The sequence below is a fragment of the Arthrobacter sp. 10L430 genome (assembly GCF_056395245.1).
Genome location: NZ_JBFTJD010000032.1, coordinates 1 through 23,968, shown reverse-complemented (window position 1 = coordinate 23,968; position 23,968 = coordinate 1). Strand labels below are relative to the sequence as shown.

23 protein-coding genes are annotated in these 23,968 nt (G+C 67.6%); 15 read left to right on the top strand and 8 right to left on the bottom strand.

Going from position 1 to position 23,968, the window contains the following annotated elements:
- The first annotated feature begins 41 nt into the window (after positions 1 to 41).
- The 13 genes from pcaH (at position 42) to AC1DDG_RS19830 (ending at position 11,929) form a co-directional block, all read left to right on the top strand.
- The gene (gene pcaH / locus AC1DDG_RS19890; protein WP_476877422.1) at positions 42 to 953 is read left to right on the top strand and encodes a protocatechuate 3,4-dioxygenase subunit beta; all 912 of its coding nucleotides are present in this window, start codon (positions 42 to 44) and stop codon (positions 951 to 953) included.
- The gene (pcaG, locus tag AC1DDG_RS19885) at positions 946 to 1,527 is read left to right on the top strand and encodes a protocatechuate 3,4-dioxygenase subunit alpha (protein WP_476877421.1); all 582 of its coding nucleotides are present in this window, start codon (positions 946 to 948) and stop codon (positions 1,525 to 1,527) included. Before pcaH ends, pcaG begins: the two co-directional genes overlap by 8 nt.
- Entirely contained in the window at positions 1,524 to 3,008 is a 1,485-nt protein-coding gene (locus AC1DDG_RS19880; protein ID WP_476877420.1) for a lyase family protein, read from the top strand. The genes pcaG and AC1DDG_RS19880 overlap by 4 nt, the downstream gene beginning before the upstream one ends.
- The gene (locus tag AC1DDG_RS19875) at positions 3,001 to 3,819 is read left to right on the top strand and encodes an alpha/beta fold hydrolase (protein ID WP_476877419.1); all 819 of its coding nucleotides are present in this window, start codon (positions 3,001 to 3,003) and stop codon (positions 3,817 to 3,819) included. The genes AC1DDG_RS19880 and AC1DDG_RS19875 overlap by 8 nt, the downstream gene beginning before the upstream one ends.
- On the top strand, positions 3,816 to 4,343 hold the full coding sequence (gene pcaC, locus AC1DDG_RS19870) for a 4-carboxymuconolactone decarboxylase (protein WP_476877418.1): 528 nt from the start codon (positions 3,816 to 3,818) through the stop codon (positions 4,341 to 4,343). Before AC1DDG_RS19875 ends, pcaC begins: the two co-directional genes overlap by 4 nt.
- On the top strand, positions 4,340 to 5,539 hold the full coding sequence (locus tag AC1DDG_RS19865) for a thiolase family protein (RefSeq protein WP_476877417.1): 1,200 nt from the start codon (positions 4,340 to 4,342) through the stop codon (positions 5,537 to 5,539). The genes pcaC and AC1DDG_RS19865 overlap by 4 nt, the downstream gene beginning before the upstream one ends.
- Before the next feature lie 2 nt (positions 5,540 to 5,541).
- Positions 5,542 to 6,201 carry a 3-oxoacid CoA-transferase subunit A gene (locus AC1DDG_RS19860; protein ID WP_476877416.1) on the top strand — a complete coding sequence of 220 codons (660 nt, stop codon included), beginning with the start codon at positions 5,542 to 5,544 and terminating at the stop codon, positions 6,199 to 6,201.
- A 1-nt stretch (position 6,202) separates the two neighbouring features.
- Entirely contained in the window at positions 6,203 to 6,892 is a 690-nt protein-coding gene (locus AC1DDG_RS19855; RefSeq protein ID WP_476877415.1) for a 3-oxoacid CoA-transferase subunit B, read from the top strand.
- Between the two features lie 87 nt (positions 6,893 to 6,979).
- Positions 6,980 to 7,819, top strand: coding sequence for an IclR family transcriptional regulator domain-containing protein (locus AC1DDG_RS19850; RefSeq protein WP_476877414.1), 840 nt, complete (start codon positions 6,980 to 6,982; stop codon positions 7,817 to 7,819).
- A gap of 193 nt (positions 7,820 to 8,012) precedes the next feature.
- A complete protein-coding gene (locus AC1DDG_RS19845; protein ID WP_476877413.1) occupies positions 8,013 to 9,203 on the top strand; it encodes a Re/Si-specific NAD(P)(+) transhydrogenase subunit alpha in 1,191 nt (396 codons plus the stop codon).
- Positions 9,203 to 9,559, top strand: a complete 357-nt coding sequence (locus AC1DDG_RS19840) for an NAD(P) transhydrogenase subunit alpha part 2 (RefSeq protein WP_230120009.1) — start codon at positions 9,203 to 9,205, stop codon at positions 9,557 to 9,559. Before AC1DDG_RS19845 ends, AC1DDG_RS19840 begins: the two co-directional genes overlap by 1 nt.
- Entirely contained in the window at positions 9,556 to 10,929 is a 1,374-nt protein-coding gene (locus AC1DDG_RS19835; protein ID WP_476877412.1) for an NAD(P)(+) transhydrogenase (Re/Si-specific) subunit beta, read from the top strand. Before AC1DDG_RS19840 ends, AC1DDG_RS19835 begins: the two co-directional genes overlap by 4 nt.
- An 82-nt stretch (positions 10,930 to 11,011) precedes the next feature.
- Positions 11,012 to 11,929: a diacylglycerol/lipid kinase family protein gene (locus tag AC1DDG_RS19830; protein ID WP_476877411.1), complete on the top strand. Its 918-nt coding sequence runs from the start codon at positions 11,012 to 11,014 to the stop codon at positions 11,927 to 11,929.
- A gap of 133 nt (positions 11,930 to 12,062) precedes the next feature.
- Here the strand turns inward: AC1DDG_RS19830 and AC1DDG_RS19825 are convergent, their stop codons facing one another.
- The 6 genes from AC1DDG_RS19825 to AC1DDG_RS19800 all read right to left on the bottom strand — a co-directional run bounded on the left by AC1DDG_RS19825 (position 12,063) and on the right by AC1DDG_RS19800 (position 18,470).
- Entirely contained in the window at positions 12,063 to 12,791 is a 729-nt protein-coding gene (locus tag AC1DDG_RS19825; RefSeq protein ID WP_476877410.1) for a maleate cis-trans isomerase family protein, read from the bottom strand.
- A gap of 8 nt (positions 12,792 to 12,799) precedes the next feature.
- Positions 12,800 to 14,236 (bottom strand): amidohydrolase family protein, encoded by a 1,437-nt coding sequence (locus tag AC1DDG_RS19820; protein ID WP_476877409.1) that lies wholly within the window; start codon positions 14,234 to 14,236, stop codon positions 12,800 to 12,802.
- A 53-nt stretch (positions 14,237 to 14,289) separates the two neighbouring features.
- Positions 14,290 to 15,081: an aspartate/glutamate racemase family protein gene (locus AC1DDG_RS19815; protein ID WP_476877408.1), complete on the bottom strand. Its 792-nt coding sequence runs from the start codon at positions 15,079 to 15,081 to the stop codon at positions 14,290 to 14,292.
- Positions 15,078 to 15,761: a GntR family transcriptional regulator gene (locus tag AC1DDG_RS19810; protein WP_230120003.1), complete on the bottom strand. Its 684-nt coding sequence runs from the start codon at positions 15,759 to 15,761 to the stop codon at positions 15,078 to 15,080. The genes AC1DDG_RS19815 and AC1DDG_RS19810 overlap by 4 nt, the downstream gene beginning before the upstream one ends.
- 83 nt (positions 15,762 to 15,844) lie before the next feature.
- Positions 15,845 to 17,209, bottom strand: a complete 1,365-nt coding sequence (locus AC1DDG_RS19805; RefSeq protein ID WP_230120002.1) for an MFS transporter — start codon at positions 17,207 to 17,209, stop codon at positions 15,845 to 15,847.
- 385 nt (positions 17,210 to 17,594) lie between these two features.
- The gene (locus AC1DDG_RS19800; protein ID WP_476877407.1) at positions 17,595 to 18,470 is read right to left on the bottom strand and encodes an amino acid-binding protein; all 876 of its coding nucleotides are present in this window, start codon (positions 18,468 to 18,470) and stop codon (positions 17,595 to 17,597) included.
- 202 nt (positions 18,471 to 18,672) lie between these two features.
- Between AC1DDG_RS19800 and AC1DDG_RS19795 the strand changes: the two genes are divergently transcribed.
- Both AC1DDG_RS19795 and AC1DDG_RS19790 read left to right on the top strand, forming a co-directional pair.
- Entirely contained in the window at positions 18,673 to 19,638 is a 966-nt protein-coding gene (locus AC1DDG_RS19795) for an SMP-30/gluconolactonase/LRE family protein (RefSeq protein WP_476877406.1), read from the top strand.
- Between the two features lie 129 nt (positions 19,639 to 19,767).
- On the top strand, positions 19,768 to 20,817 hold the full coding sequence (locus tag AC1DDG_RS19790; RefSeq protein WP_476877405.1) for an FUSC family protein: 1,050 nt from the start codon (positions 19,768 to 19,770) through the stop codon (positions 20,815 to 20,817).
- Positions 20,818 to 20,836: 19 nt separating this feature from the next.
- Here AC1DDG_RS19790 and AC1DDG_RS19785 read toward each other — a convergent pair whose 3' ends face one another.
- Together AC1DDG_RS19785 and AC1DDG_RS19780 are read right to left on the bottom strand one after the other, a co-directional pair.
- Positions 20,837 to 21,298: a hypothetical protein gene (locus AC1DDG_RS19785; RefSeq protein WP_476877404.1), complete on the bottom strand. Its 462-nt coding sequence runs from the start codon at positions 21,296 to 21,298 to the stop codon at positions 20,837 to 20,839.
- The gene (locus AC1DDG_RS19780; protein ID WP_476877403.1) at positions 21,295 to 23,703 is read right to left on the bottom strand and encodes a molybdopterin oxidoreductase family protein; all 2,409 of its coding nucleotides are present in this window, start codon (positions 23,701 to 23,703) and stop codon (positions 21,295 to 21,297) included. Before AC1DDG_RS19780 ends, AC1DDG_RS19785 begins: the two co-directional genes overlap by 4 nt.
- Positions 23,704 to 23,968: the final 265 nt, after the last annotated feature.

Here is a 23,968-nt window from a genome sequence, read left to right as displayed (position 1 = left end):
CCAGCCCAACCAACACCTTCACCTACTGAAAGGAGGCTGCTGTGCCTGAAGACCTGAACCTTGAGACGTACAACGCCGATGCGCTCACTGAGGACCTGTCCGACGCAGTGCCCGCTGCGCCCCAGACTGCTCTGCCCCGGACTGCCGCCCAGACGCCTGCACCCCGCGTGGAAACCCAGCAGGACCTCAGCGCGGAGATCAAGGCACTCGGAGAGGCCTACGCCGAGGCAGTGAAGGGCGGTGCGAAGAAGGAAACCCAGCCTCGGCTGGACTTCGCCCCGTACCGCAGCAGCATCCTGCGCCACCCCACCAAGAGCCTGCACCACGCGGACCCGGAGACCATCGAGCTGTACTCCCCGGCGTTCGGGCACCAGGACGTGCACGCCCTGGAATCGGATCTCACCATCCAGCACAACGGCGAGCCCCAGGGCGAACGCATCATCGTTGCCGGCCGCGTGCTGGACGGCGACGGCCGCCCCGTGGCCGGCCAGCTTGTGGAGATCTGGCAGGCCAACTCCTCCGGCCGCTACATCCACAAGCGCGACCAGCATCCGGCGCCCCTGGACCCGAACTTCACCGGTGTGGGCCGCTGCATCACCGGCCCGGACGGCTCCTACCGGTTCACCACCATCAAGCCCGGCGCCTACCCGTGGAAGAACCACCTCAATGCCTGGCGGCCCGCGCACATCCACTTCTCCCTGTTCGGCACGGAGTTCACCCAGCGGATCGTCACGCAGATGTACTTCCCGGGGGACCAGCTCTTCCCGCTCGACCCGATCTACCAGTCGATCGTTGACCAGGACGCCCGTGACCGGCTCGTGGCCGACTACGACCACGACCTTACCCAGCCCGAATGGGCCCTGGGCTACAACTGGGACATCGTCCTGACCGGTTCCAAGCGGACCTGGACCGAAAACGAGGCCCTCGGAGCAGACGGAGACGACCATGAGTAAACTCACCGCAACACCTGGCCAGACCGTCGGACCCTTCTACGGCTACGCGCTGCCCTACGACAAGGACCGCGAGCTGCTGGCTCCCGGCTCGCCGGGGTCCATCCGCCTCCAGGGCACCGTCTACGACGGCGCCGGGCACGCCATCCCCGACGCCATCCTCGAGATCTGGCAGCCGGATTCCGACGGCAACATTGTCCGCCGCACCGGGTCGCTGGTCCGCGACGGCTACACCTTCACCGGCTTCGGCCGCAGCGCCGTGGGCAACTCCGGCGTGTACACCTTCACCACGGTCAACCCCGGCCCCACGGAGCCCGGCGCGGCCGCCTTCATCTCGGTCGCCGTCTTTGCCCGCGGCCTGATGAACCGCCTCTTCACCCGCGTTTACCTGCCGGAGAACGAGGAAGCACTGGCGAAGGACCCGCTGCTGTCCTCACTGGACCCCGAGCGCCGCAGGACGCTGATTGCCCGCCGCGACGCCGACGGCGGACTCACCTGGGACATCCGTCTCCAGGGCGAGGGCGAAACCGTCTTCCTCGACTTCGAGGGAACCGGAACCGAGGGTGCCGCCCAGTGACCACTCTCCAGCCAGCCGGCACCGACGGTGACGTCGGGCTGCTCAGTCCCGTGTCGGCGTCGCCCCTGGTGGCGGCACTGACCGGTGACCGTGCGGTCTTGGCGGCGATTCTCGCCGTCGAGGCCGGCTGGTCCGCCGTGCTGGAGAAGGCCGATCTCGTTCCGGCCGGCTCAGCGGCCGTAGTAGCCCATGCGGCCGACGCGTCCCGCTACGATCTTGCCGATATTTCCCGCCGGGCGCAGGGCGGCGGCAACCCGGTGATCCCGCTGCTGGCGGATCTCCGCGCGCAGGTCAAAGCCCTGGATACGGGCAACGTGGGTGCTGCCGGTGTTGGTGCACTGCGTGCGGTCCACACGTCACTGACCAGCCAGGACGTTCTGGACACCGCCCTCATGCTGCTGGCCCGGAACACCGTTTCGGCCCTGCTCGCAGACGTGAAGGGCACGACGACGGCGCTCGCCCGCCTGGCCCGACAGCACACGGACACGCTGTGCGTCGGCAGGAGCCTGACGCAGCATTCACTGCCGTTCACGTTCGGGCTGAAGGCCGCGCAGTGGTTCCACGGGCTGGCCGCCGCCGCACGCCGGCTCGAGGCACTCGAGCTGCCGGTGCAGACCGGCGGCGCTGCGGGAACGCTGGCCGCCGGCACCGTGCTGACCGTGGGCTCGACCACGGACCCCTTTGGCCTCGCGGACGACCTGGCCGCGCAACTGGGTCTCGCCCGAACACCGGCACCGTGGCACACCAACCGGCTCACCGTCACCGCGCTGGGGGATTCCCTGGCCGCGGTGGTGGACGCGCTGGGCAAGATCGCCGCGGACGTCCTGTTCCTGAGCCGGCCCGAGGTGGCTGAACTGGCCGAACCCCGGGCACCCGGCCGTGGCGTCTCCTCGGCCATGCCGCAGAAGCAGAACCCGGTGCTCTCCGTGCTGGTCCGCAGCGCAGCGCTCCAGGCTCCCGGCCTGGCCGCCCAGCTGCACCTGGCCGCCGCCACCTTCAACGACGAACGCCCCGACGGCGCCTGGCACACCGAATGGCCGGCCCTGCGCCGGCTGCTCGCCCTGGCCCTGGGGGCCGCCGGTCACGTCCGCGAACTGGCCGAAGGGCTGCAGGTCTTCCCGGAGGGCATGCGCCGCAACCTGGACCTGTCCGGGCCGCTGCTCCTGAGCGAGGGCGTGTCCGCAGCTGTGGCGCCCCTGCTGGGTGCGGGCAGGTCCGGTGGTGACGGAAAGCAGCAGCTTCAGTCGGTGGTGGACAGAACCCTGAAGGCGCCGGCCGCCGAACAGGGCGCCACGTACCGCCGGCTCCTTCGGGAAGCCGTTCCGGCTGACCGGCTCTCCGACGCAAGGCTGGACGAACTGCTGGACCCCGCGAGTTACCTCGGCCAGGCCGCTGAAATTTCCCGCCGGATCCTGGCCGCCTTCCCCGACTATGCGCCAACCCCAACCGAAACAGACCGAAACGGAGACTCCCGTGGCTAGACCAACAGTGAAGGCAGTGCTGCTTTCGCCCCAGCGCGCTCTGGGCGGGAAACCGCTCCTGGTGGTGGGGCCGTCGCTCGGCACCTCGTCGGTGCTCTGGACCCAGGCCGGCTCCCTGCTGGGCGGCGACTTTGACATCGTGGCCTGGGATCTGCCCGGGCACGGTGTGTCGCCTGCCGCATCGGAAACGTTCAGCGTCGCGGAACTCGCCGACGCCGTCGTCGGGCTTGTCGACTCGCTCGCCCCCGGCGAGAGATTCCACTACGCAGGCGTCTCCCTCGGCGGTGCCACCGGCCTGCAGCTCGGCATCAAGCACGGCGACCGCCTCAAGAGTCTGTCCGTGCAGTGCTCGGGCGCCAAGCTCGGCACACCGGAGGGCTGGCTGGAACGTGCTGAAACAGTCAGGACGCAGGGAACTCCCGTGATGATCCAGGGTTCGGCCGAGCGCTGGTTCGGCCCGGGGTTCATGGACCGCGAACCGGAGCTCAGCAGCCGCCTCCTGCACGCCCTCCGCGACGCCGACCGGTTCAGCTACGCTTTCTGCTGCGAGGCCCTGGCCGGCTTCGACGTCCGGGACCAGCTCGGCAGCATCACCGTCCCCACCCAGGCCGTCGCGGGCGCCGAGGACGGTGTGGCACCGCCGGCGTTGGCCGAAGAAGTGGCGGCAGGAATTACGGCCGGGGGCGGGACGGCCTCGGCCGTCACCCTGGAAGGCGTGGCGCACCTGGCTCCGGCCGAGGCGCCCGCCCACGTTGCCGAACTGCTCCGGAGCCTCATCACCTGGAGCGAATCACGGGGGGAAGCCAAGTGACCGCCCCAGAACGCAACGCCGCCGAACGCAACGGGCCAGAACGCAACGCCCCCGAACGCAACGGGGTAGTCCAGCCGGACGCCACCAGCCAGGAAATTTACGACGGCGGCATGGTGGTCCGGCGCGAGGTGCTCGGCGCCGCGCACGTGGACCGCGCCAACGCCAACAAGGACTCCTTCACCGAGGACTTCCAGGACATGATCACCCGCATCGCGTGGGGCGGGATCTGGACCCGTCCCGGCCTCCCGCGCCAGATGCGCTCCGCCGTCACCATCACCGCCATGGTGGCGCACGGGCACTGGGAAGAACTGGCCATGCACATCCGCGCCGCCATCAACAACGGCCTGAGCAGGGACGAAATCAAGGAAATCCTGCTTCAGACCGCCATCTACTGCGGAGTCCCCTCCGCCAACACCGCCTTCAAGACCGCCCAGCAGGTGTTCCATGAAATGGACAACGCAGCAATGGACAACGCAGCAATGGACAACGCAGCAATGGACAACACAGAAATGGACAACGCATGAATCAGGCTTTTGTGTACGACGCCGTACGCACCCCTTTCGGTAAGTTCGGCTCCGGCCTTGCCGGGGTCCGTCCGGATGACCTTGCCGCGCATGTGATCAGCGAGTCCGTAAAGCGCGCGCCGCAGCTCGACGTGGAGCGGATCGACGAGGTCGTCTTCGGCAACGCCAACGGCGCCGGTGAGGAGAACCGCAACATCGCCAGGATGGGCACGCTGCTGGCCGGTTTACCGGTCTCGATCCCGGGCACCACGGTCAACCGGCTCTGCGGTTCCTCCCTGGATGCGGCGATCATCGCCTCCCGCCAGATCAACGCAGGGGACGCCGAGCTGATGCTCATCGGCGGCGCCGAATCCATGTCCCGGGCCCCCTGGGTGCTGCCCAAGACCGAGAAGCCCTACCCGGCCGGGGACATGACCCTGGCCTCCACCACGCTGGGCTGGCGCCTGGTGAACAAGGCGATGCCGAAGGAGTGGACCATTTCCCTGGGCGAGGCCACCGAGCGGCTGCGCGAGAAGTACGGCGTGACCCGCGAGCAGCAGGACGAGTTCGCCGCGAACTCCCACAACCTGTCGGCCGCGGCCTGGGACGAGGGGTTCTATGACAACCTCGTGGCGCCGGTACCGGGCACGGACCTGGTCCGGGACGAAGGTATCCGTGCCGAGTCCTCGGCGGAGAAGCTCGCCGGGCTCAAGACCGTGTTCCGCACCGAGAACGGCACCGTCACCGCCGGGAACGCGTCTCCGCTGTCCGACGGCGCGTCCGCGGCCTGGATCGGATCCGAGAACGCCGCCGGGCTGCTGAACATGGAGCCTTTGGCCCGGATCGCGGGCCGCGGCGCGCATGCCAACGATCCGCAGTACTTCGGCTACGCCCCGGTGGAAGCGGCGAACAAGGCCCTCGAGAAGGCGGGCATCGGCTGGGACCAGGTGGGCGCCGTCGAACTTAACGAAGCGTTCGCCGCGCAGTCCCTGGCGTGCATCAACGCCTGGGGCATCGACCATTCGATGGTGAACCGGCACGGCGGCGCGATCGCGATGGGCCACCCGCTGGGCGCCTCCGGCGCCCGGATCCTCGGCACGCTCGCCCGCAGCCTGCAAGCGTCCGGTGAGCGCTGGGGCGTCGCTGCGATCTGCATCGGCGTCGGGCAGGGCCTCGCCGTGGTGCTTGAGAACGTTACTTCGGGAGTTAAGGGCTGACCATGCTGCATTTCATTGACACCGTCGGCGAGGCCGTTGCCGGCATCAAGGACGGCTCCACGGTGATGATCGGCGGGTTCGGCAACGCCGGCCAGCCGTTTGAACTGATCGACGCGCTGCTCGAGGGCGGCGCGACTGACCTGACCGTGGTGAACAACAACGCCGGCCAGGGTGACCAGGGCCTGGCCCTGCTGATCAAGGAAGGGCGGGTGCGCAAGATGATCTGCTCGTTCCCGCGGCAGTCTGACTCCTGGCACTTCGACGCCAAGTACAAGGCCGGCGAGATTGAGCTGGAGCTGGTGCCGCAGGGCAACCTGGCCGAGCGTATCCGGGCCGCCGGCGCGGGCATCGGCGGCTTCTTTACGCCCACCGGCTACGGCACCATGCTGGCCGAGGGCAAGGAAACCCGGATCATTGACGGCCGCGGGCAGGTCTTCGAGACCCCCATCCACGCCGACGTCGCCCTGATCAAGGCGCTCAAGGCCGACGGTGTCGGAAACCTGGTGTACCGCAAGACTGCACGGAACTTCGGCCCGATCATGGCCGCCGCGGCCAAGCACACCGTGGTCCAGGTCTCCGAGATCCTGCCCACGGGCGGGCTGGACCCGGAGAATGTCGTGACTCCCGGCATTTACGTCAACAGCATTGTGAAGGTGGCCTGAGATGAACGCACAGACAGCAAGCCAAACCCTGCAGACTTCGGACAAGCCGATGGGCCGCGATGACCTCGCGCGCCTGGTGGCGCGGGACATCAAGCCCGGCTCCTTCGTGAACCTTGGGATCGGCCAGCCCACCTTGGTCTCCAACTATCTTCAGCCGGAGCAGAACATCACGCTCCACACCGAGAACGGCATGCTGGGCATGGGCCCGGTCGCTGAGGGCGACGAGATCGACGGCGACCTCATCAATGCAGGCAAGATCCCCGTCACCGAACTGCCCGGGGCGTCCTACTTCCACCACGCCGACTCGTTTGCGATCATGCGTGGCGGGCACCTGGACATCTGCGTCCTGGGCGCGTTCCAGGTCTCGGCGACCGGTGACCTCGCGAACTGGCATACCGGCGCCCCGGACGCGATTCCTGCCGTGGGCGGAGCGATGGACCTGGCCACCGGCGCCAAGGACGTGTTCGTGATGATGACGCTCCTGACCCGGGAGGGCGCATCCAAGATCGTTGAGGCGTGCACCTACCCGCTCACCGGCGTGGGCTGCGTGACCCGGGTGTACACCGACAAGGCGGTGTTCCTCACGGGCCCCGGCGGCGTCCAGGTCCGTGAGACGTTCGGATGCACCCTCGAGGAGCTTCAGGCCCTGGTGCCGGTGCCCCTCACAGCAGCCACCGCCGTCGCTGGTTGAGCCTTTCGAAACCCGACCCCCTCATCCCCGTTCGCGCCAGGGGGGAGGGGCCGCAAGTGCTCGTTCGCGCCAATAGGATAGATAACCATGACCGACGCAGCAGCAGGGACCGCACCGAAGGCACGCCGCACGCCGAAAGCTGATGCTGCGCCTACGGCCAGCGACCAGTACGTGCAGTCGCTGGCGCGCGGCCTGGCCGTGATCCGCTCGTTCGACACCGACCACGCCGTCATGACCCTCACCGAGGTGGCCGCCCGCACCGACCTGACCCGCGCCACCGCCCGCCGTTTTCTGCACACGCTCGTGGAGCTCGGCTACGTCCGCACCGACGGCAAGACCTTCGCGCTCACGGCCCAGGTGCTGCAGCTCGGGTACGCCTACCTCTCCGGGCTCTCCCTTCCGCAGCTTGCCCAGCCGCACCTCGAAGAGCTGTCCCTCAAGCTGGGGGAATCCACCTCGGCCGCGGTGCTGGACGGCACGGACATCGCGTACATCGCCCGCGTCACCACGCGCCGGATCATGAACATCGGCATCACCGTGGGCACTCGCTTCCCGGCCTACGCCACGTCCATGGGCAGGGTGCTCCTCGCCGCCCTCCCGCCCGAGCAGCTGAAGGAATACCTGGCGACTGCCGAGATCAAGCCGCTCACGACCCGCGCCATCGGCACCGTCAAGGACCTCCTGGCAGTCCTGGACACCGTGCGCGCCCAGGGCTGGTGCCTGCTGGACCAGGAGCTGGAACTCGGCCTGATGTCGGTGGCCGCACCGGTCTACCACGGCAGCAAAGCCGTGGCCGCGGTCAACGTTTCGCTCCAAGCCCAGTCCGTCGCGGCCCAGCCCGACCCTGAGGCGTACCTGGACTCCGTGCGCAAGGAAATCGTGGCCACCGCGGAAAAGATTTCCTCGGACTTCTCCACCGGACACTGAACGCCCGACCCGGCGGGTCCAAGAGTTCACCAGCCGTAACGCCCCCACTACTGCCGCGCAGCGCCGCTGGGCCATAGACTCTAGCCAACTACGTGCAGCAGCGCCGCTTTGCGAGTTCCGCCCCAAGGGAAGAGCCCGAGGGGAAGAGCCCACGACGCGGGAGCCGCTGCACCCGTTGGAAGGGGAGTGGCGGGTGAAGCTGGGCATAGCGCGGGAACGCCGGGAGGGCGAGCGGCGGGTTGCCGCCACGCCGGAGACCGTGAAGCAGCTGGCGGGACTGGGCCTCGAGGTGCTGGTCGAGTCCCGGGCGGGGGTCTTCGCCGGGCATGGTGACGAGGACTACCGCCAGGCGGGCGCCCAGATTGTGCAGGACCTCGACATCGGGGACCTCGACGTGTACGCCCATGTCCACCCGCTAGAGCCTCCGACGGCGGCGGCCTTGCGCCGGGGGGCCGTCACTGTGGGCCTGGCCTCGCCGTCGTCCGAGCTGGCCACCGTCCGGGCGCTGGCCGAGGGTGGCATCACCTCGTTCGCCCTGGAGCTCGTGCCGCGGATCTCCCGTGCCCAGTCCATGGACGCCCTGTCCTCGCAGGCCCTCGTGGCCGGCTACCGCTGTGTGCTCGAGGCGGCCATCCGGTTGCCCCGGTTTTTCCCCCTCTTCATGACCGCGGCCGGAACCGTCCCGCCGGCGCGGGTGCTGGTCCTCGGCGTCGGCGTGGCCGGCCTGCAGGCCATCGGCACGGCCAAGAGGCTCGGCGCGCGCGTCTCGGCCAACGACATCAGGCCCTCCTCTGCGGAAGAGGTGACGTCGATGGGCGGCACCTTCATCAAACTGGACCTTGAAACGGCCGAAGCGTCCGGCGGTTACGCGCGGGAGCTCAGTGCGGACCGCGGCGCGCTGCAGCGCCAGCTCCTGGCACCGCATGTCGCCGAAGCGGACGTGCTGATCACGACGGCGGCCATCCCCGGCAGGCGGGCACCGCTCCTGGTGACCAGGGAGATGGTGCAGGGCATGCGCGCGGGATCCGTCGTCGTCGATCTCGCCGCGGAGTCCGGCGGCAACGTGGAGGGCTCTCTGCCGGGCAGGGACGTGCACATTCCGACCGCCGACGGAAGAGGTGCCGTCACCCTCGTGGGGCTGAAGGACGCCCCGTCCGCCATGCCCGCAGACGCTTCGCGGCTCTACGCGAAGAACGTGGCCAACCTCCTGGCACTGATGACCTGCGACGGCACGGTGGCCCCGGATTTCGACGACGACCTGGTGGCCGGTGCCTGCCTGACGCACGACGGCGTGGTGCGGCATGCGCAGACGGCGGAGGCACTCGCGGCGCTCGGCCAGGAGGACGAGGCCGAGAAGGCGTCCGAGAACGAGGGGGTGGTGTGATGGACGGCATCAGCTTGCTGACGATCACCGTGCTGGCGGTCTTCGTGGGTTTCGAGGTGGTTTCCAAGGTTTCCAGCACCCTGCACACGCCGCTGATGTCCGGCGCCAACGCCATCCACGGCATCATCCTCGTGGGCGCCATCATCGTCGCCGGCCAGGCCGCGCATCCTTGGGTGCTGGCCGTGGCCCTGCTCGCAGTGGTTCTCGCGACCGCCAACCTGGTGGGCGGCTTCGTGGTGACGGACCGGATGTTGGAGATGTTCCGGGGCCGCAGGGGCAACGGTGGCAGGCCGGTCCCGCCGGATGGCCACCGGCCGCGGTCGGAAGCGTCCGACAGCAAGGACGGCGCCCGGTGACACTCCTCGCCCCCACCCTCACCGGGCTGCTGTACCTTGCCGCGGCCGCGTGCTTCATCCTGGCCCTCAAGGGCCTCAACTCGCCGCGAACCGCACGCCGCGGCAACCTCATCGGCGCGTTCGGCGCGCTGATCGCCGTCGTGACTGTCTTCTTCTCCGCCAGGCTGGACAATGTCCCGTGGATCCTGGGTGCCATCGCGGTGGGATCCGGGGTTGCCGCACCGGTGGCCCGGCGCGTCAAGATGACCCAGATGCCGCAGCTCGTGGCGCTCTTTAACGGCGTGGGCGGCGGCGCGGCCGCGCTCGTGGCCTTGCTCGAGCTCCCCGAGGCCGACGATCCCTGGGTGCGCCTGGCCATCGTCTTCACCCTGCTGGTCGGAGCCGTGTCCTTCGCGGGCTCCGGCATCACGTTCGCCAAACTGCAGGAGCTGATGACCACCCGCCCGGTGGTGTTCCCGGGCCTGCCGGTGCTCATGGGCGGCGTGCTGCTCCTGGCGGTGGGCGCCGCCGTCGCGGTGGTTCTTGGCGGTTCCCTGGCGCTCGCGCTGGTGCTTCTGCTGCTGGGTCTGCTGGCCGGCGTGCTGCTGGTGCTGCCCGTGGGCGGGGCGGACGTGCCCATTGTGATCTCGCTGCTGAACGCCTTCACCGGCCTGGCGGTCGCGGCCTCCGGCCTGGTGCTGGGCAACGTGCTGCTGGTGGTGGCGGGCACCCTGGTGGGCGCCTCGGGCACCATCCTCACCCGGGCCATGGCGGCGGCCATGGGCCGCAGCGTCGCCGGCATCCTGTTCGGGGCCTTCCGCGGAGGTTCGACGGCGGGGTCGACGGCGGTGAGCGACCGCCCCGTGCGCTCCTCCAGCGCTGAGGACGTCGCGGTGCTCCTGGGCTACGCGCAGCGGGTGATCATCGTGCCCGGGTACGGGCTCGCCGTGGCTCAGGGGCAGCACACCGCGGCCGAACTGGCGCAGGCCCTGGAGTCCCGCGGCATCAAGGTGGACTTCGCCATCCATCCGGTGGCGGGGCGCATGCCCGGGCACATGAACGTGCTGCTGGCCGAGGCCAATGTGCCGTACGAGTCGCTTAAGGAGATGGGCGAGATCAACTCCGAATTCAAGACAGCCGACGTCGCTCTGGTGGTGGGCGCAAACGACGTCGTCAACCCCGCCGCGAAGACGTCCTCCGGATCGCCGATCTATGGCATGCCCATCCTCGAAGTCGCCGACGCGCGGCAGGTGGTCTTCCTGAAACGCTCACTGCGGCCAGGATTCGCCGGGATCGAGAACGATCTCATGTACGAACCGCAGACCACGCTGCTGTTCGGCGACGCGAAGGAATCCCTCACCAAGGTGCTCGGGGCGGTGAAAGCGCTGTAGGTAGCTGCAGCGGATTTCCAGCCAACGCGGTTACGATTTGAGTTCCGCAGCCTAACCGCCCTTACTGAAGTCGAAGGACACCATGACAACCAACAAAGCCTCCTCACCCCAACGGGCAGCCGTGGTTATCAACCCCGTCAAGGCCGTCGGTTCCGACCTCCGCGCCTCGCTGGTTCGCCTCTGTGACACTCAGGGCTGGGCGGAGCCGCTCTGGCTGGAAACCACGGAGGAGGACCCCGGCGTCGGGCAGGCGCGCGAGGCACTGGAGGCGGGCGTCGACGTCGTCATCGCCGCCGGCGGCGACGGAACCGTGCGCTGCGTTGCCGAGGTGCTCGCGGGAACCGGCACTCCGCTGGGGCTCATCCCCCTGGGGACCGGGAATCTGCTGGCCCGCAACATGGGTGTGGACATCAGCGACCCCGTCGCCGCCGCGTACGACGTGCTGAACGGCACCGAACGCTCCGTGGACGTGGTCAGGAGCAGCTTCGACCACTCCGAGGACGAGAATGTGTTCCTGGTGATGGCCGGCGTGGGCTATGACGCCGCAATCATGGCGGACACCGTGGATGTCCTCAAGGACCGCATGGGCTGGCTCGCCTACGTTGAGGCGGGAATCCGGAAGCTGCCTGGGAAGCCGGTCAAGGCCACTATTCAGGTGGACGGCAAACACCCGGTCAAGCGCCGCATCCGCAGCGTGATGATCGGCAACTGCGGCCGGATCATGGGCGGAATCGAAATTTTTCCGGAGGCCAAGATCGACGACGGTGTCCTCGATCTGCTCATTCTTGCCCCCCGCGGCAGGCTCGGCTGGCTTGGCGTGGCGGCCGGGATCTTTGGCCGGCGGAAGAACGAGACCGAATCGGCCGAGTACTTCCAGGGGAAGTCCGCAGAGGTGACCCTGGAGCACGAGCAGGAGTTCCAGCTGGACGGTGACCACGTGGGAGCGGGAAAGCACCTGGCCATCAGGCTGGATCCCGGCGCCCTCAAGATCCGCATGTAGCCCGCCCGGCGTGGTGGCAGCGGCACGGCAGCGCCGTACCGCAGCGTTAAATGTCGACGGCGGCGGGCCGCTCCCAGTGGGCGGGCCGCCGCCGCCTGCCTTGTCCGGGCTGCTGTAATCCAGCGGGCTGGGGTCAGTCCGCGAGCAGCCTGCCCCACCTTGGTGCGAGCAAGGGGGACCCGGCAAGTTTGAGGCAGTGCCACAGGGTCACGGCCACCGAGTCCAGCACCGGAACGCCGGTTTCCGCCTCGATCTCCGCCGCGATGTTGGCGCCGTACAGGTTGGTGCACAGGTAGATAAGGGCATCCGGTGCGGCTGCCGCCAGGTCCAGCGAGCCCGGCCGCATTTCCTCGTCGGTGACCCGCCCGAAGGACTCGTTGTCGCTCAGGCCCAGGGCCCGGTGGCCGAGGGTCTTGATGCCGTCCCGCTCGTAGGACGCCATGATGGCGTGGTTGACGTCCTCCGTGTACGGCGTGAACAGCCCGATCCGCTCGGTGCCGAAGGACCGGAACGCCTCGAGATAGGCGAGTGTGGACGTCGTGGCCGGAACGCCGGTGGCATCGGCAATTTCCCGGACGAGCTCACGGTCATGGCCGGCTCCCAGCCACGAGCCCGAGGTGCCGTTCCAGGCGATGACGTCCACGTCCGCCGTCGCGAGCAGCCGGGCCGCTTCGCGCATGACGGCCGGATCGAACTGCTTGTCGGAGGAATCGTCGAGGGCGATCCGCGTGACGGGAATACGGGTGAAGTGGATGGTGACGTCATCCCGGTCGCCCAGGATGCGGTAGCTCTGCGGCTCCAGGCAGGTGTTGGAGGACGGCACGATCATGCCGATGCGGGTTTTGCGTGTTGTCGATGGCATGGATGCTCCTACAGTGCTGCAGAGAGGGTCGCGGGGGTCGGTTCCGGTGCTGCCGCGGTGTGTTCGCGGAAGCCGTTGCGGGCCACGAAGCGGCCGACGGGTCCCGGATCGTGGAAGCCGTCGCCGTCCACCACCACGCGTCCGGCAGACACCACCACTGCGGGCCAGCCGGTGAGTGCCACGCCGTCGAACGGGGAGAAGTCCGTGCCCATGTGCAGGTTGGCGCCATCGACGGTGCGTTGTTCGGCGGGATCGAACACCACGAGATCGGCGTCGAAGCCCTCGGCGATGGTCCCCTTGCGGGGGACGGCGTTGATCCGGGCCGGTCCGGCGGAGAAGACCTCAACGAAGTCCTCCACGGTGTTCCCGGCGGATTCCATCATCGCGCTGAACGTGACGGGCATCCGGGTTTCCACGCCGGGCAGGCCGTGCGGCATGGCACGGATGTCGTCCGTGCGCTCGCGCTTCTGGGAGAGGTCGTAGCAGGAATGGTCCGAAGAGACAGTGTGAATGGCGCTAGCGGCAAGCCGTTCCTTCAGGGCGGCAACGGTTTCGGCGCTGCGCATCGGCGGGCAACAGGCGTACCACTCCGGAAACGCCGCCCCGTATACGGAGTCATCGAGGGTGAGGTAGTGCGGGCAGGTCTCCGAGTAGGCCTCCTGGCCGCGGGCGCGGGCCTCGCTGACCAGGTCCACGGCACCGGGCGTGGACTGGTGCACGAAATAAACGGGAGCGCCCGTGTATTCGGCCATGGCCAGCGTTTCCTTGACGGAGATTTCCTCGGCCAGCTCCGGGCGCGTCCGGTGCAGGTGCTCGATGCCGATCCTGCCGTCGTCGGCATGCTGCTGCGTGCAGTCGCTGATGATGGGGTCGTGTTCGGCGTGGATATAGGTGAGGCCGTCCAGCCGGACCATCTCGCGCATCACTTTCAGGATGGTGTCCCCGTCGGCCATGGTGGTGCCGCGGTTGGTGGTGTACATCTTGACCGAGCGGACGCCCCCGGCGGCGAGCTGTTCGAGCTGCCACGGCACCGTCTCGTCCCAGCTGACCACCGAGCCGTGGAGGGCGACGTCGCAGCGGGAATCCCGCGCCAGCTCCTTCTTGTTGAGCACTGCTGCCAGCGGGGTTTCCTGGGCGTCGCGGGGTATGCCGAAGTCGATGATGGTGGTGGTGCCGCCCCATAGCGCTGCCGTGGAGGTGGTGCGGTAGTCGTCCAGGGTCCGGAAGCGTCCGGTTACCTGGGCCACGTGGCAGTGGCCGTCCACGCCGCCGGGGATGACGAGCCGGCCCGTGGCGTCGATGGTGCGGGCAGCGGCGGGGGCGGGCTCGGAGGCATCGACCAGCCGGGCGATCCTGCCGTGCTGGACGACGATGTGGGCGTTCTGGCGGCCGAAGCTGTTGACCACGGTGCCGTTGGCGATGACGAGTTCTGGAGTGTGGGACATCTTTGTCCTCCTTGGGACGAAGCCGGTAGGGGAAGCTGGTGGGGCCGGTTGGACTAGTGGGACGGGGCCGCGGCGGCGTGGGCTGCGCTCTGGGCGGCGTTCTGCGCTGTGGTGAGGGCGGCGTCGAGGTTTTCCGAGAGCCCCCTGCGGGCCTTGACGGGCGGCGGTGCGAAGGCGCCGGCGCGGTGGTGTCCGGACTGGAGCCCCACCACGGCCTCCGCCATGCGGATGCCGGCGGAGATGCCGTCCACCACGGGGACGGGGATCTGCCCCCGGAGTTCGCGGGCAAGTCCGGCGAGCGGCGCACCTGCCAGGATGACGACGTCGGCCCCGTCCTCTGCGACGGCCTGCCGGCTGAGTGCCAGCAGCGTTTCCTTGAAGTCCTGCTGCACGGAGCCGATGGCGTTCAGGGATTCATTGATGGAACGGATGGATGCCAGCCGGCCGCCGAGGCCGAAGCGCTCCACGCAGTCCAGATACCACGGCCGGATCCGGTCCGAGATGGCGATGATGGAGAACCGGTGCCCCTGCAGGGCGGCAGCGCAGAGGGCTGCCTCGGTGATGCCGATGACGGGCACGTCGGCGAGTTCCTTCAGAGCCGGCATGCCGGGATCGCCGAACGCGGCCACCACGACGCCGTCGACCTCGCCGGCGTGCTCGGCAATGATCTCGGCGACGGCACCGGCGGCTATCAGGGACTCAAAGCGGGTTTCGATGTACTCCACGCCGTGCCCGGCCGTACGGACCACCAGCTTGGTATCCGGCGAGGCGGAGCGCAGGGCCTCGGACTCGATGAGGGCGGTGACGTCGTCGCTGATGTTGGGGTTGATGACGAGCAGTTTCATTTTTTCTTCCGATGCAGCGTGGGTTCGGTTTTCTGGAAGTCCTCGGGGAACTGCTCGCGGTACTTGCCGATGTGCGACGCCGACTGGGCAGCCGCCCGGTCCGGGTCGCCGCTGGCGATCGCACCGTAGAGTTCCCGGTGTTCCTGGATCAGTTCCGGCAGGTCGCTGACGTGGCGGAAGAGCCAGTGCATTCGGCCCTGCAGGGGTTCCAGCGCGGATTTGAGGAAGTTGTTGTCGGCGATGCCGGTGATGGCGTCATGGAATTCGCTGTTGGCGCGGTGCGCCTCCATCACGGCACCTTTGGTGAGGCAGCGCTCGGCCTCATCGAGCAGGCCCTTGAGGCGGGCGAGGTCCTCCCCGGTGGCGCGGACGGCTGCCAGCCGGCAGGCCAGCACCTCGAGCGACTCCCGGACGTCGAACAGATCCTCGACGTCCTTGGAGCTGAGGCTGCTGACTTCTGCGCCCCGGGCACCGCGGTCGCTGATGAGGCCTTCCATGCGGAGCATGCGCAGGGCTTCCCGGACGGGGAGCCGTGACACATTGAATTCTGTGGCGAGATCGCGTTCCACCAGCCGCGTGCCGGGAGCGTAGTGCCCTTCAAAAATCCGGGTGCGGAGGGTATCCCGGACGGCCTCGCGGAGGGGGCGTTCCTTGTCCTGGGTCTCTTCTGCGGTAAGCATGGTGCTCCATTCGGATTCTCGTGTGACGTTGCGCTCCCGGCGGCGGGAGGAGGTGCTGCGGTGCCTAGCTTAGGCTGGCTGGCCTAGACAGGAAGCCGCTTGTTGTAGTTCAGGGTGAGGACGGAGACGCCCATGATGATGGCGGATCCGACGAAGTAAAGCAGTGCCCAGGTGTAGGAGCCGGTGGCGCCGACAATCAGTCCCACGGCGATCGGGGTGACGAAGCCGGAGATGTTGCCGCTGAAGTTCATGGCGCCGCCCAACACGCCGGCGTTGGTCCGGCCGCCCAGGATGGAGGGGATGCTCCAGAAGAGGCCCACCCAGCGGAGGAAGAACATGACCACGGACAGCAGGACAACCGCCGTCGTGGGATCTGCGACCACCGTGACGCCTACCAGTCCGCCGATGACCACGACACTGGAGATGCCCAGGAGTGTGCGCATCACGAGGTTGGCCGAGGCGCCGGTTGCCCGCCATTTGTCCGCGATGGTGCCGCCCAGGATTTCTCCCACGAAGCCGGCACCGAAGATCACGAACGTGGACCAGCCAATGGTCTTCAGGTCAAAGCCCTTGGCTTGGGCCAGGTAGAGCGGGCCCCAGGTCAGCAGGCCGTAGAACACTCCGTTGAAGCCGAGCCAGCCGAAGCACATGGCCCAGAAGGAACGGAACTTCAGGTAAGGCAGCAGCGCGCGCTTGCCCTTGCTGCCGTCGAGCTCGGCTTCGGCATCCTCGGCAGCGTGCGAGGCTTCGATGTACTCGGCTTCGGCGGCATTGACGCCGCGGTGCTGCCGCGGATTGTCGCGGACGTACCACCAGACGGCCAGGCCCATCAGGACCGTTGCGGCACCGGCAATGACGAACGAACTGCGCCAGCTGCCGGTGGAGGCGATCAGGCCGGCGATGAGGATGCCGCCCAGGCCTGCACCCAGCGGGGCACCGGCGTCCAGGATGGTGGCACCGCGGCCGCGCTCCGACTTGTGCATCCAGATGGCGTTGAGCTTGCCGCCGGCCGGCATGACGCCGGCTTCGGTGATGCCGATGCCGAGGCGGGCGATGAACATGCTCAGGAAGCCGCCGGCCATGCCCGAGGCGGCCGTCGCGGCGCCCCAGCCAACGCAGGAGGCGGTCATCACTTTGCGGGGACCGAACTTGTCGATCAGCAGGCCGACCGGGATCTGCATGAGGGCGTAGGTCCAGAAGAATGCGGAGAGCAGCAGGCCCACAAGCTCAGGGGCGAGATTGAACTCCTTTTGGATGATGGGCAGGGCTACCGAGATGGAGCCCCGGTCGATGTAGTTGACGGAAACCAGGACGAGCAGGAGCAGGAACATTTTCCAGCGGACGTTGGTGCGCCGTTGCACGCCGTCCTTGCCGGGCTTGCCGTTGGCTGAGGGGCCGGTGGTGCCTTGAGCCTCTGCGGTCACTGTTTCGGTATTGGGAATGGACACAGCTTCTCCTTCACGGGGAAGTTTACGGACAGGGAATCGAGCTGGATGAATCTGAAATTTGTTGGGGGGTGATGCTGGTGGAGACGTGCGGCCGCGGGGTGGGCGGCGGGAATTCTGGAGGGCAAAGTCTGAGTGGCGAAAGCACTGGCGATACCTGATGTTCTGGGATCCTGTTCGGATCTCATTTGGGATCCCGTTTTGGGATCCCAAAATCCAAGGTAGAAGTGATGCGGCCCACTGTCAAGGGTTTCGGGACAGATGGCCGCCGCCGGCCCTATTTACCGATTGTGACTGGCCAAAACCCGGACGCGCTTGAAATGCCCGGACGCAAGGGAACAAGCCGCCGGCTTCCGCCGGCGGCTTGTCTCTGGCCTGGCTACGCCGTCTAACTTGACTGCGCGGTCGCCGGACGGATCCCTTCCTCAGTCGCCGGCACATGCGCCAGGATCTCGGCGAGTTCCGCGAGCCGGTGCGCCCGGGCCGATTCGGCGGGCGTGAACGGCTCGCCCGGGCGGTAGAAGGTGATGGGTCCGTGCCATGCCGTCGGAATCTTAAGGAGGGTCCCGGCGTCGTTCGTTTCCCCCGGAAGCTGGGCGGATTCGGCACCGGGATCGAGGATCCGTGCGGACAGCAGCTCGGCGACAGCCAGCGGAAGCTCCCCTGGGGTCGCGGCGATGCGCGCCGCGAGGCTCAGCGCCTTGGTCTGCCCGTCGGCCATCGCCAGGGCGGTGGTCGGCCACACCTGCGGATGCCTGCCGCCGCCGTCTTCAAGCGCGTCGAGCAGCTTGCGCTCGCCAAGTTCCCCGGGTGCCGACAGTACGAATTCGTCCATCACGCCGCCGCGGACGGGATGGACGTGAATGCTCAGGATATTGGTGTCCAGCAGCGCCAGCGACCGGGTGATTTTCTTCAGGGAGCCGGGCTGGTCCCGCAGAACGGTCCTGGCCCGCCACAGGGCAGGAGCGGCGCCAAGCCGGCGCCGGTGCCGCAGCGCGGGCGCGTGAAGCCAGCGCCGCAGGATCCGCGCCGCCGACGGTTCCGCCACCCAGATCACCAGGACGGTGGCCGTGAGCGTGAGGACCAGGACCTTTGCCAGGTAGGGCAGGTGTGTCTGCACCACCAGGGCATGGACCAGCAGTTCGATGGGGAGCATGACGGCGACATTGGCCACCGTGAGGCGGGTCTTGGGTGGCTCGGGCATCTGGCCGCACACTTCGCAGCTCAATTCAGCCGCGGCAGGAATCGGTGCTTTAGGCTTCATGCCTTCATCGTGTCTGGCTGCTGTTACGGGAGCATTGCCCGGGGGTTCCGATCTCGGGAAGAATTTCCGGCCGGACGGGGGTTTCCTGTTGCGTCGCGCTCTGGCCAGCCATAACGGCCGAATCTACACTGAAGAGACCATCGTGCGGAGCTCCCGTGCACCGGCCAGCTCGCACGGAAAACAGCCAACTCCGGAGAGCAAAATGCGCCTCAGCACAAGAAATTCTGGTTCTGCACGCCGCCGTGCCGCCATCGGGCTGATCGCCCTGGCGTCGCTGCTGGTCCCGGCACCCGTCATGGCCGCCAGCCAGCCGCAGTCGGAGGACGGACACTCGGTCATCGTCCTTCCCGGCGCCAAAGGTGCTGAAGGCATCGCGGCCGGCGAAGACAACACCTTTTTCACGGGCGACCTCGTCACTGGAGACATATTCCGCGGCGACATCCACAAGGGCACCGCGAAGAAGTTCATCGACGTGCCTGACGGCCGGGTGGCGGTGGGCATGAAGGCCGACACCCGGAACGACCTTCTCTTCGTTGCCGGCGGGCCCACCGGTCAGGCCTATGTGTACAGCACCGAGACCAAGAAGACGCTCAAGACGTACCAACTGACGAAGAAGGCTTCCTTCATCAACGACGTGGCTCTGACCTCCGATGGCGCCTGGTTCACCAACTCCCAAGCGGCTGAGCTGTACTTCGTCCCCGTCGGTCACGACGGTGACCTTGGCAAACTCCGGACTCTGAAGCTGACGGGGCCGGCAGCCGCGCTCACGAAAGGCTTCAACCTCAACGGCATCGCCTATTCCAATGACGCGCGCCGACTGGTGGTTTCCCACTCCGACAACAAGGCGCTGTACACCGTCAGCCCACGGACCGGGGCGAGTGCCGAAATCAAGGGCGTGAAACTGCCGAACGTCGACGGCATCCTGGTGAAGGGCAGCACGGTCTGGGCTGTGCAGAACGCCTCCAACCAGATCAGCCGCCTCCGCGTGAACTTCCACGAATCAACCGCAAAGCTGCGCGAGGTCATTAAGAGCCAGCACTTCAACGTACCGACGACGGTTGCACTCTTCGGCGATGACCTCGCCGCGGTCAACGCCAAGTTCGGGGTTCCGAACGCGAAGACCTTCGAGGTTGTCGTGGTCGACGCGCGGGGCCGCTCGCTCGACTGACGGAGACAAACGCAACACCACCGACGCCCCGTTTCACCGGGAGGGAAGGTAGCAGCCAAGTAAACTTACAATCGGACGCCAGAGCCGCCGTCGTGAGTTCCTAACCGCTACGAAAGGCGCCAATCCACCGTGAAGCTGCTGGCCGAGATGTTCACCGTTGCCCCGGCAAACAAGGACCATCGCGTCGCCATCCGTTGCGCAGTGGGGGTCTTCGTCCCGCTGATCACCCTCGTGCTGCTGGACCGCCTGGATCTGGCAATCTTTGCGTCCTTTGGTGCGTTCACAGGGATTTACGGCCGCGGTGAGCTGCACAGGAAGCGTCTGTTCATCCAGGTGCGGGCCGGGTCGCTCATGCTCCTGGTCATGCTCCTGGCCACCTTGTCGGCCCGGAGCAGCGACGCGCTGGGGCTCTCGGCCGCCGCGAGCAGCTGGCTCCTGGTCCTGGCCACCACGCTGGTTGCCGGTGCCTGCTCCTTGGTCATCGCCAGGTGGCGGCACCGGCCGGCCGGCTCCCTCTTTCACATCTTCGCCTTCGCCGCGATCGCCTCCATCCCCAACCAGCCGCCGCTGTGGCAATGCATGCTGGTGGCCCTTCTGACCACGGTCTTCTGCCTGCTGCTGGGCCTGTCCTCCAGGGTGCTGCGCAGCCGCCGGACGCCGTGGGACATGCCTCCGCCAGTGAGGATCACGCCGGACGAGCGGCGGTCCGCGTGGCTTGAGGCCGTGGGCTACCTGGTCGCGGCAGGCCTGGCCGGGTCCCTTGCAACCCTCGTGGGGCAGTGGCTTGGGTTTGGCCACAACTACTGGGCCATGGTGGCGGCCGTGGTTCCCCTGGTGGGCCGCACTACGCGGCACCGCGTCGCGCGCGGCGTCCAGAGAATCATCGGCACGGTGCTTGGCCTCATCCTGCTCGCGGGCATCCTGCTGCTGCATCCCGTGCCGTGGCAGACCGTTCTCGTGATCGCACTCTGCCAGTTCGGCGCCGAGCTGTTTATCGCCCGCAATTACGTCCTGGCGCAGGTCTTCGTGACGCCGCTCGCGCTGATCTCGACCCTGTTGGCGGCTCCGGCTCACCCGGATCTCCTGCTCCGGGACCGGATCGTGGAAACGGTGATTGGCGCCGCCGTCGGTATTGCCGTGGTGCTCGCGCCTACCGCCTGGGCGCGGCTGCGGCGCTAGCCCTCATGCGGCCGAACCCTCATTCGGCCACGAGGAGGGCCTGCGGTGCCGCCTGTTTCATCCGCGTCTTGAGCCACCTGATCTGCAGTTCAGTGTCTCCCTCGCATTGCTTCACTATGCGCTGGAGTTCCTCGTCCCGGTCCCCCTGGGCGGCCTGGCCCACCATCATCCAGGTGACATCGATGTGATGGACCAGCACGTACAGGTCCTGCAGATCCAGCATCAGGGCGAGGGGTCCCGAGCGGACCTCCGTCACGCCGTTGGCCGTCAGGCGGTGCTCCTCTTCGCCCTCGACATCTTCGCCGTAGCGTTCGATGACCGGCTTCAGGGCTTCGCGGTGGGCGTCGCACTTCTTGGCCAGCGTCTGAAGGATGAAGTGCACGTCGGGCTCGTCCACGTGGCCCTCGGCGACCACCCGGAACGATGCCGCCAGGGTCGCCTCTGCCTCGTCGAGCAGACCGATATAGACAGGCAGTTTCACGGCTGGCCTCCTGTGGCAGGGCGGGATGCCGCGGTGTCCGGCGCCTTGGACGGCCCGTCGCCGGCACGCAACCTTTCGACCCGGACCGCGGCATTCTTGAAGACCGGCTGCTTGGACACCGGATCCCATTCGGTGATGGTGAGTTCGTTGGCCGCCCGGGTGGGGCTGGCGGGCGAACCGCCCTCGGACGTTCCGCCGTCGGCCGTGTCCCAGTACCCGTAGTGGAACGGTGCGAAAACGGTACCCGGGCGGATGTCCCCGACCCGCACGGGCACTTCGAGGCGGCCACGGCGCGAGGTGACCCGGACGATGTCCCCTTCCTTGCAGCCGGCGCTCGCCGCGTCCTGGACGGACATTTCGATCCACGGCTCGGGGGCGGCGTCGTTCAGGCGGCGGCTGCGGCCGGTCTTGGTGCGTGTGTGGAAGTGATAAACCGTCCGGCCGGTGGTGTATCGCAGCGGGTAGTCGGCGTCGGGTTCCTCGTGCGGCGGACTGTAGTCCAGCGCCTTCAACCACGCCTTTCCGGGCTGGACCGTTGCCTTGTAGACGGTTTCGCCGGTGGTGGCGCCGGTGAGGAGATCGTGCCCGTAGGACTCGCAATACTGCGGGGTGGTGGGGAATTCGCCGTCGGTGTAAAGGCGCTCGGTCCCGTCCGGATGCGCATCGGTGCAGGGCCACTGGATGCCGCTGCCGCCCTTCAGTTTCGCGTAGCTGAGCCCGGTGTAATCGCAGGGCCGGCCGCGGGAGCACTCCTTCCAGGCTTCAAAGCCGTCTTCCGGGCCCGACCAGTCCAGCAGCGGCCGGCCGTCCTTGTCCTTGAACTCCATCCGGCGCGCATAGTCGAGGAAGACATCAAGATCACTCTTCGCCTCGCCCGGCGGATCCACGGCCTTTTCGGACAGATGGACGGTGCGGTCCACGTTCGTGAACGTTCCGGTCTTCTCGCCCCAGGCCGCGCATGGGAGGACGACGTCGGCGCACTGGGCGGTCTCGGTAAGATAGATGTCCTGCACCACCAGGAAGAGGCTGTCCTTCCGGAGGATGTCCCGGATCCGGCTCAGCTGCGGCATCGACACTGCCGGATTCGTCGCCGAGATCCACAGCAGCCCGATCGATCCCTGCTCGGCGTAGCGGAAGATCTGCAGGGCATGGGTGGGAGGTGCCCAGTGCGGGATGATGCCGGGGTCCACGTTCCAGATACCGGCCAGCTCCCGGACGTGCTCCGCGTTCTCCCAGTTGCGGAAGGCGGGCAGATCGCCGTCGGCGCCGCATTCCCGGTTGTTCTGCGCGGTGGGCTGGCCGTTCATCTGCAGGACGCCGCGGCCGGGGGAGCCTAGCATGCCGCGGAGCAGATGCAGGTTGTTGACCTGGCAGGCCGATGCCGTGGCGTGCGCCGACTGGTAGAAGCCCTGAAGCACCGTGGAGAGCACCCTGTCGCTCGTACCGAAAATTTCGGCGGCGCGGCGGACGTCCGCTGCGTCCACACCGCACGTTTCGGCAACCCTTTCCGGCGTCCAGGGGTCCACCACGCTGCGCAACTGCTCCACGTTGGCCGTGTGCCGCTCAATGAAATCCTCGTCGATCCAACCGTTGGTGAAGAGTTCGCGGATCAGGCCGTTCATCAGCGCAAGGTTCGTCCCCGGATGAACCGGCAGGTGCACCTCGGCGCGGCGGGCCACCTCCGTGTCGCGCGGATCCACGCACACCAGCCGCGGCGGGTTGGGGCCGTCCAGCCGGTCCAGCACCCGTGACCAGAGAACCGTCTGCGTCTCCGCCATGTTGTGGCCGTACAGGAACATGGCGCTGCAGTGGTCTATGTCCGTGTAGCTGCCCGGCTGGCCGTCCGCGCCGAAGGATTCCTTCAGGGCCGCGGCGGCAGTGGCGGTGCACAGCCGCGTGTTGCCGTCCATGTGCGGCGTGCCGATCCCGGCCTTGCCAAGGATTCCCAGGGCGTAGTACTCCTCCAGGAACAGCTGGCCGCTGGTGTAGAAGCCGTGGCTGAGCGGTCCCTTGCTGGCCAGCAGGTCCTTGCTCCGGTCCACGATCCGGCCCATGGCGGTGTCCCAGTCCGTCTCCACGAGCTGGCCGTCCACCCGGATCAGCGGGCGGGTCAGCCGGTCCTTGTGAGTCTCACCCTGCCAACTTCCGTACAGCCCCTTGGGCCCCAAACGACCGCGGTTCACCCGGTCCTGCACGCGGCCGCGGATGCCCACCATGCGGCCGTCCTTGACGGCGATGTCACACCCGCAGCCGTTGCTGCACAGGACGCAGGCCGACTGCACCCACTGGTCCACGTCGTCCCCGGTCAGCCCCTCCGCCAGGACCTGGTCCACCCGCTCGGGCCAGTCCTGGCCGCTCCCATAAGGTTTTCGCTCGCCCCAGATTTCCGTAATCCGGTCCGTCATCGGTTCACCCTCCAGCGATGGTAAGTGCGCTTGGTGTTCCTAGAGTACTCGCCGCCCTTGCGCGTTTGAACGCCGTTGGCCGCATGACCGGCCCTGGGTCGCTTGACCGGCCCTGGGCCCCTGTGTGTCAGGCTCTTGTGTGACAGGTTTCTGTCTGCACCGGACGCGGCACTCGGGCGGGGAAGGTCCATGATGGATTTTGTTATTCCTGTCCGCCAGTCGAATCGTCACTTCACTGTTGACGAGAAAAACGCGATTTTGGATG

What these genes read in the sequence shown, in the direction of transcription:
- AC1DDG_RS19825 (WP_476877410.1), bottom strand. Translation starts at nt 12,791, where the DNA reads ATGCCATCGACAACACGCAAAACCCGCATCGGCATGATCGTGCCGTCC.
- pcaG (WP_476877421.1), top strand. Translation starts at nt 946, where the DNA reads ATGAGTAAACTCACCGCAACACCTGGCCAGACCGTCGGACCCTTCTAC.
- AC1DDG_RS19780 (WP_476877403.1), bottom strand. Translation starts at nt 23,703, where the DNA reads ATGACGGACCGGATTACGGAAATCTGGGGCGAGCGAAAACCTTATGGG.
- AC1DDG_RS19850 (WP_476877414.1), top strand. Translation starts at nt 6,980, where the DNA reads ATGACCGACGCAGCAGCAGGGACCGCACCGAAGGCACGCCGCACGCCG.
- AC1DDG_RS19855 (WP_476877415.1), top strand. Translation starts at nt 6,203, where the DNA reads ATGAACGCACAGACAGCAAGCCAAACCCTGCAGACTTCGGACAAGCCG.
- AC1DDG_RS19815 (WP_476877408.1), bottom strand. Translation starts at nt 15,081, where the DNA reads ATGAAACTGCTCGTCATCAACCCCAACATCAGCGACGACGTCACCGCC.
- AC1DDG_RS19820 (WP_476877409.1), bottom strand. Translation starts at nt 14,236, where the DNA reads ATGTCCCACACTCCAGAACTCGTCATCGCCAACGGCACCGTGGTCAAC.
- AC1DDG_RS19840 (WP_230120009.1), top strand. Translation starts at nt 9,203, where the DNA reads ATGGACGGCATCAGCTTGCTGACGATCACCGTGCTGGCGGTCTTCGTG.
- AC1DDG_RS19865 (WP_476877417.1), top strand. Translation starts at nt 4,340, where the DNA reads ATGAATCAGGCTTTTGTGTACGACGCCGTACGCACCCCTTTCGGTAAG.
- AC1DDG_RS19795 (WP_476877406.1), top strand. Translation starts at nt 18,673, where the DNA reads ATGCGCCTCAGCACAAGAAATTCTGGTTCTGCACGCCGCCGTGCCGCC.
- AC1DDG_RS19830 (WP_476877411.1), top strand. Translation starts at nt 11,012, where the DNA reads ATGACAACCAACAAAGCCTCCTCACCCCAACGGGCAGCCGTGGTTATC.
- AC1DDG_RS19800 (WP_476877407.1), bottom strand. Translation starts at nt 18,470, where the DNA reads ATGAAGCCTAAAGCACCGATTCCTGCCGCGGCTGAATTGAGCTGCGAA.
- AC1DDG_RS19860 (WP_476877416.1), top strand. Translation starts at nt 5,542, where the DNA reads ATGCTGCATTTCATTGACACCGTCGGCGAGGCCGTTGCCGGCATCAAG.
- AC1DDG_RS19810 (WP_230120003.1), bottom strand. Translation starts at nt 15,761, where the DNA reads ATGCTTACCGCAGAAGAGACCCAGGACAAGGAACGCCCCCTCCGCGAG.